The following is a 13,719-nucleotide window of genomic DNA, read 5'->3' as shown; positions in this document are numbered from 1 at the left end:
CGGTCGGACCAACGGGAAAAGGCTCACCGACCATATGTTCACTTTCACTGGGAGTGGCCCTCTTGCCGGGAAGGAGAGCCACGGACCATGAGCGCCACGCCGGATAGTGCTACCCCGGCGGCAAACAGCTTCGATAAGTTCAGATATTCCCCCAGCAGAACGGCCGATAGCAGCAGCGCGACCACCGGCGAGGCGTAGTTGAAAGTGTTGGCAATCGTTGGTGAAACGTCGGCGTTCACGGCGAGAAACACCGCATAGCCGACAAGCGTGCTGGCGATGATCAGAAACGCCAGCGCTAACAACGCGGTAGCCGGCAGAATGGTCATGCCGGTCCGGCCGGCGATACCGCTTGCTCCCACTCCCAGCACAAGGACTCCGGCCGCAGCCACCAGTTGCGTCGTCAGCGCCACCACCGGGTCAGCCGGGAGGCGCAGTCGTCGTGCCCACAGAGATCCGGCGGCCCAGCATGCCGAAGCAGCCAGCGTCAGCCCAGCGCCCAGTAGGGAAAACCCGCCGTTGTCCGAGGCGAACCAGGCCATGAGCACGAGGCCGAAGAAGCCAAGCCCGATTCCATAAACCTGCCTGACGCCAAGCGGCTCGCGCAATGCGACCCCGGCGAATAGCGCAAGGAAGATGGGTGCCGCCGACCCAAACACTGACGCCACGCCCGCCGGCAACAGGTGGGTTCCGATGATGGCAACCGACTGGCTACCCACCAGCATCGCCACACCCAGCCCCGCTGCATTCGCCAGTTCCGACAGTTCGGCTGGCCGCCGATGCCAGCGCCAGAGTCCGAAGGGCAGGATGATCAGCGCGGCGATGGCAAAGCGCAGAGCGGCGAGAAGAAGCGGATTAACCGCATCGCCGCCGACCTTGAAGGCGACGAAGTTCGCGCCGTTGTAGAACCATTGATATCCGACCGCCAGAAGGACGAGCACGCGGCTTTGCGCCCAACCCCCGCGCGCCTTCAAACCCCCGATCTCTTGATTCGGCAAACCCACGCCTGCATCCTCAAAGCCGCGCCGCAGACAGGCCTTTGGTCTGAACCCATGCTCGGATCGCCTGAACCAACTCCTGTTTACACTCGAGCGGCAGCCAATGCGCTCCGAGCAGGTTTGCCGTCGTGAGGTCGGCGCAGGCCGCTCGCATCGGATCGCCGTAGCGATTACCTTTGATACTGTTGATCTGGTCGTACTCGCCATTCACGAACAGGACGGGCAGCGAAATCCGGCCACCGTTCGGCGCGCGGCGGGCATAAGCAATGTTGGCCGTGTCGTTCAGATACCACGCGCATGGCGAGCGAAAGCCGTGGTCGTCGAAGGCCTCAACCAGAGCGGCGAAATCTGTCGCTGGCCAAAGCGCTGGATCAGGCGTGGTCGGCGGGGCGCGATGCGCGTCACCGAAGCGGCCGCCCTTGCGGGTGACCAGCGAATTTGCCGAAGGCTTGCCGATGCTTGAGGGATCGCCAGAGCGGTAGATCGATGCAAGCGATGCTGCCTTGTCCGCGTCCAGGTCCGAGACCGCTGCGTCAAAGTGCGTGGTGTAGTAGCGGTAATAATCCCACTGTCCGTCCGGATATTGATCCGCCGGGTAGATCCGGCGATCGACCAGCGGCACCAAAGTCGGCAGGGCGTTCGCGTCGGGAAAATAGGGAACCGAGATCAGCACAACGCCGCGGCTGCGAGCCGGCTCGTGCGCGGCCAATGATGCGGCGATGACGCTACCCCAATCATGGCCCACCCAGATGGCAGGCTTGCCACCAAGATGGTCGTGCAGCTCCGCCATATCGCTGACGACCTGCTCGTTCGCATAGGCTTCGCTGGAGGCGGGCGCTGACGAGCCGCCATAGCCCCGCATGTCGGGTGCAACGCATCGCCATCCCTCGGCGGCGAAAGACTCCATCTGCGCACGCCAGATCAGACTGAGTTCAGGCCAGCCGTGGAGAAAGATCATCAAAGGCCCGTCGGCCGGCCCGCATTCCAGATAATGGGTCTTATGGCGGGCAGTGCCGAACGTCCGCGAGACAACGGCAGCGGAAGATGCTGCCCATGTTCCCTTCGGAAAAGTCGCTGCCGCCCCCAGTCCCATCAGGATCATCCTTCGATCCAGTGCAGGTCCGCCGCCGACATTGGACGTCGGCGATTTCGTACGGCTTGGGCTCTCGTTCTTGCGCATGCCCTACAAATAGGGTTAGCAGTTACTCGCGATAAGCGCGGTAATCCCGCATGAGGCTGTAAGCAGAACTTCAAGGTACGAGCTTGCGACACAGAGACACTCTTGATGGCGTGGCCATGTTCGTCACAGTGGCTGAAGCAGGCAGCTTCTCTGAAGCGGCCAGGCGCCTGGGCGTTTCCCCGTCCGCGGTCAGTCAGGCGATCCGAAGCCTTGAGGAACGCCTCGGCACGCCTCTCTTTCGCCGCTCTACGCGCAGCATCAGCCTGACGGACGTCGGCAGCGACTATCTGCGTGCGGCCGCTCCAGCAGTCGAACAACTCAGGCAGGCTGCTGAGAACGCAACTGGCCGAGGTGGTCGTCCGACCGGCGCCTTGCGCCTCACCATGCCACGGGCGCCCTTCGATCTGATCATGGCCAGCGCGTTGGTCGACTTTAAGGATGCTTTTCCAGAGATCGAACTGGAGATTGCCGTCGAAGCGCGCCTGGTCGACATCGTCAAGCAAGGCTACGATGCCGGTTTGCGCTTCGGCAACCACCTCGAGAAGGACATGGTTGCTGTCCAGATCGCACCTCGCTCGACGGCGATCCTGGTTGCCGCACCTTCCTATCTGGCGAGACGTCCGGTGCCCGACAGCCCGAGCGCTTTGCTGCAACATCGCGCCGTTGTTTGCCGTAGCCAGATCACTGGAACGATCATTCCCTGGACGCTTGCGAGCGGCGATGAGACGATACAGATCTTGCCCTCTGACACGACGATCGTCCACGACCTCGTCTCGCAGATCGATCTCGCAGTGCGCGGACTTGGGATCGTCAGCGTCCCGAGTGCAATGGTGACCGACCTCGTCGATCGCGGAGAACTAATGCATGTTCTGCCTTCTTGGTCCTGCCCGATTGAAGCGCTTTACATTTATTTTCCAAGTCGCCGTCACCAATCCGCTGCACTACGCGCATTTGTCGCGTTTCTGAAAAGCCGGCCGTAGCATTCCTCCGATTGCGGTCACTAATCGCGGTAGCTGCCCGGTGAAGTACAATACTGGATGTGCAGTGTGCGATCGGGTGTCATCCGCACAGCTTCCACAAAAAGCTACTTAAGCGACGGTTAGGCAGCACAGAGGCTGCTTCCGCCGCGATAAGGCAGCGGGCGTTACTCGCCAGCGCTAAATGGAACTACTGTTACAATCCGACACAAAGCGCCATATATCTCGCGCATCCTGATTGAGCCCGAACTCTATGCCGGTGCTAGCCAACTTCATCTGGAGCTTCTATGTTACGGCAAATTTTGCAAATTGGCCTAGCCATTGCCAGCCTTTCGGCCACAAGCGTCTATGCGCAAAACGCAGAGTCCTCCGGTGACAATGCCGAGCGAGCGCGGCAAATGTTCGCAAGGGCCGACCAGGATAAGGATGGCACCCTCAGCCTTTCCGAATGGAAGGCAATTGGGCGCCGCGAGGAAGGTTTCAAGTTCATCGACGCCGACAAGAACGGCAAGGTCACGCCCGCCGAGATCAGGGCAGCGGTCGCGGCATACAGGCAAAGCAGGTGACGAGCGCCCCGGTCGTAAGCCTTTCACCATCCGGCGCCTCGAACTGATCGAACCGCGATCGGGCGAGTTTGATACGATTGAGGAATGATGCAGGCGCGAGATCACCCGAAACCGGTCCTACGGGGGACAGGCACCATCGCTATCGTGGAAGACGACCCGGAGATCCGGGACCTTGTCACGATGCTGCTGCGGCGGGAAGGCTTCGAGGTGCTTGCGTTTGAGGGCTCGGCCGGCTTGTTCGCCGCGGTCGAGTTCGAGCGGCTCGACTGTCTTATCCTCGATCTGATGCTGCCCGGGGAAGACGGCCTCGATATCTGCCGGGCCCTGCGGGCGAGATATCCTCGCCTACCCATCCTGATCGTCACCGCCAGAAGTGATTCCATTGATCGCGTGATCGGTCTGGAGCTCGGCGCCGACGATTATCTTGCCAAGCCTTTTAATTCCCGGGAGCTGCTGGCGCGCTTACGCTCCGTCATCCGTCGCACGAGGGAGCTTGCAACCTCAGCGAACGATCAGGGTGAAGAAAACTTCCGCTTCAACGGCTGGCTCCTGAGAGGTAGCGCGCGAGCCCTTTTAAATCCGGAGGGGCGGCCGGTGACACTCACCACAAGCGAGTTCGACCTGCTCCAAGTGCTCGTGCTGCATGCCCAGCGGATTTTGTCCCGCGAATTTCTCATCGATGCCACTCGCGGGCGGGGCGCCGATCTGATCGATCGGGCGATAGACGTCCAGATCGGCAGGCTCCGGCGCAAGTTGGGCGATGACCCGCGTGAGCCATTGCTGATCCGCACCGTGCGCGGCGACGGATATCTTTTCTCGCCGACGGTGGTGCGATGCTAAGGACGCTGTCCCGATCATTGAGCAGCCTGCGCGCGCGGATCGGCGCGATCGTCATCATTCACGCTCTATTGGTCTATGCGACCTTCTTGCTGATCACCCGGAGCGGCCAACTCGAGAACGATAGGCTCTACATCCTCCCGCCACCGGACAAGGTGGCAGCGATCGTCTTGGCCTTCGAGCGTGCGCCGCCCGACACTTACGGCGATCTGACCCGAGCATTCGAGGATGAAAGGCAAGGTGTGCGGCTCTTGACGTCACTGCCCTCGCCAATGGCGGTCGATAGCAGCGAAAGCCAAGAGGCGAACCGTGCCGCTATCCCATACCGGCGGGCGCTCGCGGGACGCCTTTTTCGCATCGACGCGCAAGGACACGACGTGCTCCTAGCCCTGGACCGGCAACCCTATTTCTCACGCGAACCCGTTCGCGTGATAGTGGCGCTTCCGAATGGCCGCGCCGTCGAGGTGACCCGCTACACGATCGCACCCGTCACCCGCTTCATTACGCGGTTCCGGTGGTTCGGGCTTACAATCGTCATCCTCGACCTGATCGTGATCCTCTGGCTCGCAGCGCAATCCACGGCGCCGGTCGAGCGGCTCGCGCGCGCGGTGCGGCACGACGACTTGTCCCTTCTCAAGCATGGCGGAGCGCGCGAGTTCGTCGAGTTGGGCGAAGCCTTTCGTGAGATGCGCACGCGGCTGCATGCCTCCATGGAAGAACGGACACGCATCATCGGTGCGGTCGCGCACGATTTCCGAACGTATCTAACCCGACTGGAGCTGCGCAGCGATTTCATCGGCGATGAGCGGCAAAGAGCGCTGGCCGTTCGCGATCTCGAAGAGATGCGGCAGCTCATGGACGATGCGCTGACTTTTGCAGAGCCTGGTGAAAGGGACGGCAGTCATGACGTCGCCATCGACGTCGGCAAGGAGCTAGAACAGATCGTTAGGATCCGTCGCGAACTCGGGGAGGACCTGATCCTATCCCTCCCTCGAGAGACATGCCGGGCGCAGGTCACGGAGGTGGCGTTCAAGCGCATGATCGCCAATCTCATCGACAATGCGCTTCGCTACGGCAACGGTGCGGCGCGCATAACGGTGAACGCGCACGAAAAGGAGGTGATCGTCTGCATCGACGATCAGGGGCCCGGTGTGCCTGACGAACAACTCACAGCCCTGATGGAGCCGTTCCGGCGACTCGAGACATCGCGCGCCCGACACACGGGTGGGGTCGGACTCGGTTTGTCCATCGTCCAGGCGCTCGCGCACCGGTTCGGAGGAGATCTGGAATTGCAGAACCGTCAAGAGGGCGGTTTGCGCGCGCGTCTGCGGCTGTACGGTCATGCAGACCCGGCGGCGGCCGACACATAGCGTCACAATGGTCGCAACCGCCTGTTGCAAGGTTAAGTGATGATCGGACTCCAAGGAGTTCGAGATGAAACGATTATCTGCACACAATAAAGCACTGGCAGCGACGGTGCTGTTGGGCTTCGGACTGGGCGCCACGGCTGCACACGCCCAGCGCCATTCGCACGGCCACTCGGGCGATCATGGTCATCGAGGCGGCCGTGACCATCATTATGACGGCGATCATCACGGCCATGGCTATCCTCCGTCACCCTACCATGACCAAGGGATTATCGTGATCGATCGCAGCCATGGAGGATGGTGGCGGACGGATCCATGATTCCGAGCCTACCGCGGCGTCAGGGCCGGATATTACTTCGCCCCGGGTTATGGCTACTACCCCGTACTCTACGGTTATGCGGATCGGGCGCTTGTCGCGGGCGTCGTTCTGCCGATGCCGATGCGCAGCTACGTGGTGATCGAACCCACCGTCTATGGCCTGCGACCGGCGTCTGGCGGCTACGGCTAGTTCTACGCCGGCAATAGTTTCGTGCTCGCTTCCTTGGCGACAGGAATGATCGTTCAAGCGGTCGTCGGCGGCTGGTGAGCCTTGCCGGCTGGCCTCTGGGTCCTAGCCGACGCACCTTCGGATGTTCTCAATGACGACCAGCCGCTCGCCCAGACTCGTGTCCTCTGCTTCAAACTTAAGGACTTTAAAATATGGCATCGATGAAGACCTACGTGGCACAACTTGGCGTCGCGCTCATGGTCCTGGCCAGCATACTCGCCTCTCCGGCATTCGCCGCCGATCAATCCGGACAGCTTCGGGTGGGCGGTGTCACGCGCACTTACTCCGTCCATGTTCCAGATGGCCGACCGCCTGCGGGCGGGTTTCCCGTCGTGCTCGTATTCCATGGCGGCGGCATGCAAGGGGCGGGCATGCGGCGGCTCACGCATTTTGATACGATTGCCGATCAGCGCGGGCTGATCGTCGTCTACCCCGATGGCATCGATAAACATTGGAACGACGGCCGTTCGACGATCCGCAATCCGCAGAACGACGTAGGCTTCGTCTCGATCTTGCTTGACGAGATCGGGCGGAAATATCCCGCGAACGATCGACGCATCTTCGCCACCGGACTCTCGAACGGTGCGGTGTTCGCCGAGCGGCTTGGTTGCGATCTCTCGCAGCGGATCTCGGCGATCGCGCCGGTCGCCGGCACGATGCCGAGCGATCTGGCGCCGCACTGCCGGCCGGCCCGGCCTGTCTCTGTCCTGCAGATCGCCGGCACAGCGGACCCGATCATGCCGTACCGGGGCGGCGCTGTAGCCGACTTCGGCGGCAAGGGCGAAGGAGGAGAGGTCCTGTCGGTCGTGGAGACCATCCGCCTGTGGTCAAGATCGAACGGCTGCAAACGGAGTGGCCCGCCCGAGATGCTCGCTCAAACCGCCCCGTTTGATCGAACCAAAGTCGCCCGTACCCGTCATGAGGATTGCCGCGCGCATGGTTCCGTCACGTTATTGACCGTCATTGGTGGTGGGCATGCTTGGCCTGGCGGCCCCCAATACGCTCTGCCGAGGATGATCGGTTTGGCGAGCCGCCAGTTCGACGCCAGTCAGATTATCGCGAATTTTTTCCTATCCTGCTCACCTCGTTTTTGATCGGCATCCGTACGAGACCACGAGGTCGATCGGATCATCTGACCGGCTGCGTGCCGCCTGCTTCGGATCGGTAGCAATATCACCTCAACTCGGCCCGGATAAGCAGGCGCCGCTGATCTGCGCTCCCATGCATCCGATAGCTTGTTCCTACTCGCTGCCCCGCTGGAGGTCGAATGATGCGCGAGCTCGCTCAACGTCCTGATGATGATCAACCGTCCAGCGATATAGCGCGGTGAGCGGCCCGCTGACTGTCCGGCCAAGCGGCGTCACGAAGTTTTCCACGGCATCCAGCGATCGGGCGATGACTCGCCGCGTTACGATGCCCTGGCGCTAAAGCGTCCTGAGCGCATCCGTGAGCGCCTTCTTTGTGATGCCGTCCGTCCGGCGCTCTAGCGGACTAAAACGTGTCGGATCCTCATCAGTTCGATAACGGCGATCAACCTTGTACGTAGAGTTGACCACGCGTTATGGAAGTGAGCGCTGCACCTACCCCTACATAGCGCTCTCATGCTGCTCTTGCTCCCGAGCCGGTGGCGAGCTTCGAATGAACGCCTCGACGAGCGCATCCACCACGACACGAACCTTGGGGGCCATATCGCGCGAGCGCGGCCAAAGCGCGGTGATGGGGCCGTCTTCCGTGGGTGTGGCAATCGGCACCACCTCGAGCCGCCCGCTGTGGAGATCGTCTGCTGCGAGCCAGGTCGAAAGATAAGCGAGCCCCAGTCCGTTCACGGTCGCGTCCCGCAGAGCCTCACCGTGGCTGACCGTATGGCGCGGTTGGATGACGAACGACCTGACCAGCCCATCCGGGCCGCAAACCGCCCATGGCAGCGGGCGGCCATCTTTGGCAAAAGCGAGGCAGTCATGTCGAGCGAGCTCTTCGACGGCGCTCGGACGCCCGTGACGCTCCAGATAGGATGGCGCAGCGCAGATGATTGAGCGCTGCGTACCAATGCGGCGTCCGATCAGGCTCGCGTGATCTCCAGGGTCACCAAGCCGCACTACAAGGTCGATACCTTCCTCGACGAGATCGACCTGTCGGTCCGTGAACGAGACATCGAGGTTCAGATCAGGGTTCCGGTCCGCGACCTCCTCCAGTACCGGCATGACGCACAACCTGCCAAACGAGATCGGCAGGTTGATGCGCAAGGTTCCCGATACGACGCGCTTTCGCGAGGCCAGCAGCGCCTCCGCCGCATTCAGCTCTTCCAAGACCTTCAGGCAGCTTTGATAATAGGTCTGCCCTTCGGCCGTCAGGTTCAGGCTGCGGGTCGTGCGGTCAAGCAGCCGTATGCCGAGACGCTCTTCGAGACGCGCCACGCTCTTGCCTGTCGCGGATTTCGACACGCCCATGCGTGCTGCCGCCGCCGTGAAGCTTCCCGTCTCTACCGAATGAACGAAGGCGGAAATGCCTTGGAGGTGGGAATGAAGGTTAAGACTCACTGATTGGATACCAAGTGGAGGAACTGTTCGCAAAATACGTCGCAACATAGTCCATGCGATTGTCAATAGGATCGGCGCTCAACATCGGAGAGCGTCGACCATGAGCGAGACAATGAAACGATGGCAGTTGCCGGCATTCGGATTGAAGAACCTGGAGCTGACCGAGGTGCCAGTGCCCGCGCCGGCCAGCAACGAGGTGCTGATCCGGGTTTCCGCGGTTTCCCTCAACTATCGTGACAAACTGGTGGTCGAAGGCGCGTTGTTGCCCGACAGGCCGACCATGCCATTCGTTCCGGTTTCGGACATGAGCGGCGAGGTCGTGGCGACCGGCAAAGGCGTGACACGTTTCAGGGTCGGCGACCGGATACTCGGAAACTTCTGGACGCAATGGATCGACGGCGAGCCGCCACGCGAGATGGCCCGGCATGGCCTGTCGCTGGGCGGACCGCTTCCTGGTGCGCTGGCCGAATATGTGACGCTTCACGAGGACGTGGCCGTCATGGCGCCCGCATCGCTGACGGACGAGGAAGCCTCCACCTTACCGGTTGCGGCGCTGACGGCATGGTTTGCGCTGATCGAAGCAGGTCACCTGAAACCTGGCCAGACGGTTCTGGTGCAGGGCACCGGCGGCGTCGCCCTGTTCGGGCTTCAAATTGCCCAGGCTTTCGGAGCCCGCGTGATCGTCACTTCGCGGAGCGCGGAGAAGCTTGAACGCGCAAAGGCGCTCGGCGCCGTTGGCGTGATAGATACTCGCGCGAACCCGGACTGGTCCGTCGCAGCACTGGACCTGACCGACGGGCACGGCGTCGATCATGTGCTCGAACTGATCGGTGGCGACAATATCAGCCATTCGGCAGCCGCCCTCACGAGCGGCGGGCGTATCGCCCAGATCGGCTTTATGAAGGGATCGGAGATCGTGCTGTCGGCAGTTCCTATGATGCTCAAAAGGGCCATCATTCAGGGTGTGTCGGTCGGCCATAGACGATCTTTTGAGGACTTGAACCGCGCCATCGACGAGAATGCCATAAAGCCGGTGATCGATAGAATTTACACCTTTGCAGATGCACCGGCGGCCTTCGATCACCTCGAACGCGGGCCATTCGGGAAAGTGGTCATTCGAGCCAAGAGCGAGGTCGGGGGCTGACTCTCCATTCCGGCTCGCCCTCCAGAGTTTCTATTCCAATCTAAACAAGCACTGATGTACCTTGCGACTGCGTCTAGCTTTGCGCCACTGTGAGGCTGGCTGTCCCTCGACCAGACGCGCGATCATCGTCGCCGTTATCGATTTGGCGTTGGAACCGATATGCCAGCGATCGCCAACGCGCGCGCGCTCAGTGCTGCCAACGGCTTTAACGCCGAGAACGAGCGGCTCGCCTATCCTTTCCCCTGTGATTTGAATGAGGCCGATGGCAGAAGGGATACCGGGCGAGATGGCAGCCGACGCCAAATTCGCGAGCGCCGTCTGACGCTCGCCTGCGACGACGGGTCGGGCCAGACCGCCAACGGCGACAACCGAAAGATACGAGATCAGCCGACGACGGGAGAGGGAGAAGTTTGCATGCATCTCGCTCACCTTACTTGGCCAAGCAGCGCGACCTTGCGCTCGAATTCTCCACGGTCGTTGGCATTGCGCGAGATGCGCGCCGAATGCCAAAGATGTTGGCGACCTGCCGTGATCTGTCCGTTGGCGATTTCCTGAGCGCCCACACGCTCGCAGGCTTGCGCCTTCATCGCCTCGTCCTCGAAACCGGACCGATCGCACAACAGCGCATAGAGCTTCACCGCAGCGGCGACATCCCCAAGCTTTTCCAGCACATTACCGCTCCAAACAGCGGAGACAGGCCGGCGATCCTGGTCGAGATCGAAGGTCGCGAGCAAGCGGCGCGCGGCCGGCGCTAATCGCGGCGAGGTCACGTCGGATAATAGCCGCAACATATAAACATCAGGCCCCTCGAACCTTTCCGGTGCACGCTCCAACAGAAGCTCGGCCAGTGCCACTGCCCGGTCGCGATCAGCTCCGCTCGTGCGAGCGCGATATGCCTGGAGCAGCGCTTCATCCAACAATTGCTCTATCGCCATCGGTGTTGGCTTCGCGCCGATGGCGCGGGAGATCCCGGTGATTGGCGCATCGAAATCGATCGCCTTGCCGCCGCTCACTCAACTATCGACGAATGCCAGACCGAACGGCTGTCGCAACACGTCCGCATAATCGAGCTGTCCCAACGCGGAAGGCGTGTCGGCATTGGCTAAAAAGATGAAGGTAAGCTTCTTGTCGGGCACTCGCAGGAAAAGGGCGGATTCGGCTTGGCCATAGCCGAAGACCCAATGAAGCCGCGTGCCCGCGCCCATTTGAGTGAACCAGCCGAAACCATAGGGATGACCATTTCGTGGCGTGGTCAGGCGATCATAGGCTGCTTCATCAATCAGCGCGTTGCGGTCGAGCGCGGCAGCATATTTTGCCATATCATCGATCGTCGAGATCAGGCCCGAGGCTGGATAGGCAGCATCCCAATCATAGTGCCGCTCGACATAGTTCCAGCCCGACGCGGACGGTTGAGCCTCATATCGTTTGACCGCGCGGGCCGAGAGCGGGCTGTCTTTCTGATATCCGGTCATTGTGTCGATCATGCCGAGCGGGCCGAGGAGGCGCTGGCGATTTTGCACGACATAGCTTTGCGGCGACGTGACCCCGCTGATCTTGTCGAACAGTCCCGAGAGCAGATTGAACCGCGCGCCATTATATACATAAGTCTCGCCGGGCAGCCCGCCGGCGCTCATGCTGAGCACGTCTCCGATCGTGATATTGGGATCGCCGATGCCCTCGGGCGGATGCCAACCGGTGTTGAGCGGATAGGCGAGCAGCGGATCGTCCAGCCGAATCTTTCCCTCCGCCTCAAGCTGCGCAAGGATTATGCCGGTCATCGACTTGGTGACCGATGCGATGCCGAACAGCGAGTTGGACCGGATCGGCGCTCCCGTCGCGCGATCGGCGACGCCTTCTTCGTGACGATAGATTATTTTGCCGTCGCGTATGACGGCGACACTGAACCCGGGCAGGTCGAGTTGGGCGGCTATTCGGTGCAGACGCTTGGTGAATGCGGCATCGGCACCTTGGGCATGAGCAGGCACCGCGATGAGCGCAGCGGCTGATGCCACCGTTATTTTGGGCATCCGCATGCTTGTTCCTTTTTTCGCCGCGACATCGGCGCTGGCAGCAATTGTCCGGCAGCGCGACACCTCGATCAATTCCTCGTTTTTGGCAGACGCGCAGGCGCGGGATCGTCGTTCCACTGCAGTTCCATTGCATCGGCGCTCAGACGGATATGGAGCCGGTCATCCAAACCCTCGACCGTGAACAGCGCGTCGTCGGTGAGCGGAATGAGGCGGGCCGCCTGACCGTTGCGCCTGACATAGTGTAGCGCGCCATCTCGCCACAACACGCGCTGGTCGCCATATTGGCCGGCCAACGCCCGCATCCTGGACTGCGACAACACAGGCGGGTGAAGCCGCGCCTCGACTGCGGGGCTTGCCCATATCCATTCGGCACGATCGGCGGGGTTCGCGTCCGTCCGCTTGAGGAGTTCGGCAAGCGCTAGCGAGTGCGCGACATCCAGCGCCTGTTCTGGCTCTGTGGCCACGTCGGGCGCTACGCCGAAACCCTCCCAGTTCGATTGCGACACCGGATGCACTGGCCGACCATAGGAACAGCTCAGCATGAAGCCCGGCGCGATCGGGGACAGTTCGTTGTTGTTCGCAGCACCCGAGGTGGTGGCACCGACCAGCGTGCCGAGATGAAATTGCTGGACGTCATAGGCGAAGGCCTCGGCGCCAGAGCCGACCCGGTTACTGATCAGCACATATAGCGGCTTGCCCTTCAGCCGGCCGGCCGGAAGATATTCCAACGTACGCGACTGGATTGGGTCCTTGCCTGCTTCGAGGAAGGTGATGTCGAGCTTGTCACCATCCATGAAATGGCTGAGCAGATAGCGCACCGCGGCGTGTGATCCGCCGCCATTGCCGCGCAGATCAATGATCACGGCGTCGCCGCTGCGCAGGAAGCGCATCGCCGCGTCATAGGCCGCACCGGTCTGATCCTCGACCCATTCGAAGCCAGCGACGCGCAGATACCGCACATTGCCTGACAGGATCTTCATCTCCGTCAGCCCGTGATTGTCGCGATGCGCCTCGCGCTCCCAGAACGCCTGAAGCTGTGGACTGTCCTCGCCGCCGCCCTTGCCGGCGCTTGCGGCTGCGAACTGCTCGGGCGCATAGGTCAGATACATGTGGCGGTCGTTGCTCGCCTCACGCAGGTCTTCGCTGACGCGGGCGGCAAAGTCAGCGGGGCTGCCGGTCGCGTAGCGGCCGGAGGCCCGAGCCTGGTTCAGCCGCGCGACTATCGTCGGCACGCGATCGGGAAACACGTAACGCGCGGACACCTTCTGTATGATATCGTCGATCGCAGCGGACCGCTGACCGGGCGTCAAGTCCGCCGGTGCTGCGCTCGGCGCCACCGTCACCGGCGCGGGGCGTTGGGCCCAGGCGGGAGAAGCGGCAAGTACGGAAAGTAAGACGACCGAGCGCACAAGCATGGCCGCGAACACGGGCAGGTCGAGTTGGGCAGCTAGTCGATGCAAACGCTTGGTGAATGCGGCATCGGTACCTTGGGCATATGCGGGCACAGCGACTAATGCTGCCACTATGTTGAGCATGCAC

Annotated in this window: 14 protein-coding genes; 6 read left to right on the top strand and 8 right to left on the bottom strand. The window is 61.7% G+C overall.

The window, feature by feature from the left end:
• Positions 1–44: 44 nt before the first annotated feature.
• A complete protein-coding gene (locus tag HL653_RS10980) occupies positions 45–1,001 on the bottom strand; it encodes a DMT family transporter (protein WP_171744560.1) in 957 nt (318 codons plus the stop codon).
• Positions 1,002–1,011: 10 nt separating this feature from the next.
• On the bottom strand, positions 1,012–2,097 hold the full coding sequence (locus HL653_RS10975) for an alpha/beta hydrolase (RefSeq protein ID WP_216599976.1): 1,086 nt from the start codon (positions 2,095–2,097) through the stop codon (positions 1,012–1,014).
• A 194-nt stretch (positions 2,098–2,291) separates the two neighbouring features.
• On the opposite strand from HL653_RS10975, the gene HL653_RS10970 reads away from it, so the two are divergent.
• From HL653_RS10970 to HL653_RS10955, 4 genes are all read left to right on the top strand, one after another.
• Entirely contained in the window at positions 2,292–3,155 is an 864-nt protein-coding gene (locus HL653_RS10970; protein WP_171744559.1) for a LysR family transcriptional regulator, read from the top strand.
• A gap of 284 nt (positions 3,156–3,439) precedes the next feature.
• Positions 3,440–3,718: an EF-hand domain-containing protein gene (locus HL653_RS10965; RefSeq protein ID WP_171744558.1), complete on the top strand. Its 279-nt coding sequence runs from the start codon at positions 3,440–3,442 to the stop codon at positions 3,716–3,718.
• An 84-nt stretch (positions 3,719–3,802) separates the two neighbouring features.
• Positions 3,803–4,558: a response regulator gene (locus HL653_RS10960; protein ID WP_253717885.1), complete on the top strand. Its 756-nt coding sequence runs from the start codon at positions 3,803–3,805 to the stop codon at positions 4,556–4,558.
• Positions 4,559–4,575: 17 nt separating this feature from the next.
• Positions 4,576–5,925, top strand: coding sequence for an ATP-binding protein (locus HL653_RS10955; RefSeq protein WP_171744557.1), 1,350 nt, complete (start codon positions 4,576–4,578; stop codon positions 5,923–5,925).
• 73 nt (positions 5,926–5,998) lie between these two features.
• Here the strand turns inward: HL653_RS10955 and HL653_RS10950 are convergent, their stop codons facing one another.
• Positions 5,999–6,157 (bottom strand): hypothetical protein, encoded by a 159-nt coding sequence (locus HL653_RS10950; RefSeq protein ID WP_171744556.1) that lies wholly within the window; start codon positions 6,155–6,157, stop codon positions 5,999–6,001.
• A gap of 464 nt (positions 6,158–6,621) precedes the next feature.
• Here HL653_RS10950 and HL653_RS10945 point away from each other — a divergent pair, with 464 nt between their 5' ends.
• Positions 6,622–7,563, top strand: a complete 942-nt coding sequence (locus HL653_RS10945; protein ID WP_171744555.1) for a PHB depolymerase family esterase — start codon at positions 6,622–6,624, stop codon at positions 7,561–7,563.
• Between the two features lie 492 nt (positions 7,564–8,055).
• On the opposite strand, the gene HL653_RS10940 is transcribed toward HL653_RS10945, so the two are convergent.
• Positions 8,056–8,916 carry a LysR family transcriptional regulator gene (locus tag HL653_RS10940; RefSeq protein WP_253717884.1) on the bottom strand — a complete coding sequence of 287 codons (861 nt, stop codon included), beginning with the start codon at positions 8,914–8,916 and terminating at the stop codon, positions 8,056–8,058.
• Positions 8,917–9,106: 190 nt separating this feature from the next.
• On the opposite strand from HL653_RS10940, the gene HL653_RS10935 reads away from it, so the two are divergent.
• On the top strand, positions 9,107–10,150 hold the full coding sequence (locus HL653_RS10935) for an NAD(P)-dependent alcohol dehydrogenase (RefSeq protein ID WP_171744553.1): 1,044 nt from the start codon (positions 9,107–9,109) through the stop codon (positions 10,148–10,150).
• 30 nt (positions 10,151–10,180) lie between these two features.
• On the opposite strand, the gene HL653_RS10930 is transcribed toward HL653_RS10935, so the two are convergent.
• Genes HL653_RS10930 through HL653_RS10915 form a run of 4 tightly spaced genes read right to left on the bottom strand, consistent with a single transcriptional unit; the run spans position 10,181 to position 13,715 of the window.
• Complete coding sequence (locus tag HL653_RS10930) at positions 10,181–10,579, bottom strand: hypothetical protein (RefSeq protein WP_171744552.1); 399 nt, start codon at positions 10,577–10,579, stop codon at positions 10,181–10,183.
• A complete protein-coding gene (locus tag HL653_RS10925; RefSeq protein ID WP_171744551.1) occupies positions 10,576–11,163 on the bottom strand; it encodes a hypothetical protein in 588 nt (195 codons plus the stop codon). The genes HL653_RS10930 and HL653_RS10925 overlap by 4 nt, the downstream gene beginning before the upstream one ends.
• Entirely contained in the window at positions 11,164–12,243 is a 1,080-nt protein-coding gene (locus tag HL653_RS10920) for a serine hydrolase (protein WP_253718033.1), read from the bottom strand.
• 5 nt (positions 12,244–12,248) lie between these two features.
• The gene (locus HL653_RS10915; protein ID WP_216599975.1) at positions 12,249–13,715 is read right to left on the bottom strand and encodes a S41 family peptidase; all 1,467 of its coding nucleotides are present in this window, start codon (positions 13,713–13,715) and stop codon (positions 12,249–12,251) included.
• Between the last annotated feature and the right edge of the window lie 4 nt (positions 13,716–13,719).

Source organism: Sphingomonas sp. AP4-R1 (assembly GCF_013113735.1).
Classification (GTDB): domain Bacteria; phylum Pseudomonadota; class Alphaproteobacteria; order Sphingomonadales; family Sphingomonadaceae; genus Sphingomonas_I.
The sequence above is the reverse complement of the archived record's forward strand: the minus strand, read 5'-3'. Positions and strand labels throughout refer to the sequence as shown.

Excerpts from the sequence above, each read along its gene's own strand:
- HL653_RS10975 (WP_216599976.1), bottom strand. The coding sequence starts at position 2,097 with ATGATCCTGATGGGACTGGGGGCGGCAGCGACTTTTCCGAAGGGAACA.
- HL653_RS10970 (WP_171744559.1), top strand. The coding sequence starts at position 2,292 with ATGTTCGTCACAGTGGCTGAAGCAGGCAGCTTCTCTGAAGCGGCCAGG.
- HL653_RS10965 (WP_171744558.1), top strand. The coding sequence starts at position 3,440 with ATGTTACGGCAAATTTTGCAAATTGGCCTAGCCATTGCCAGCCTTTCG.
- HL653_RS10960 (WP_253717885.1), top strand. The coding sequence starts at position 3,803 with ATGATGCAGGCGCGAGATCACCCGAAACCGGTCCTACGGGGGACAGGC.
- HL653_RS10950 (WP_171744556.1), bottom strand. The coding sequence starts at position 6,157 with ATGGCCGTGATGATCGCCGTCATAATGATGGTCACGGCCGCCTCGATG.
- HL653_RS10945 (WP_171744555.1), top strand. The coding sequence starts at position 6,622 with ATGGCATCGATGAAGACCTACGTGGCACAACTTGGCGTCGCGCTCATG.
- HL653_RS10940 (WP_253717884.1), bottom strand. The coding sequence starts at position 8,916 with ATGGGCGTGTCGAAATCCGCGACAGGCAAGAGCGTGGCGCGTCTCGAA.
- HL653_RS10935 (WP_171744553.1), top strand. The coding sequence starts at position 9,107 with ATGAGCGAGACAATGAAACGATGGCAGTTGCCGGCATTCGGATTGAAG.
- HL653_RS10915 (WP_216599975.1), bottom strand. The coding sequence starts at position 13,715 with ATGCTCAACATAGTGGCAGCATTAGTCGCTGTGCCCGCATATGCCCAA.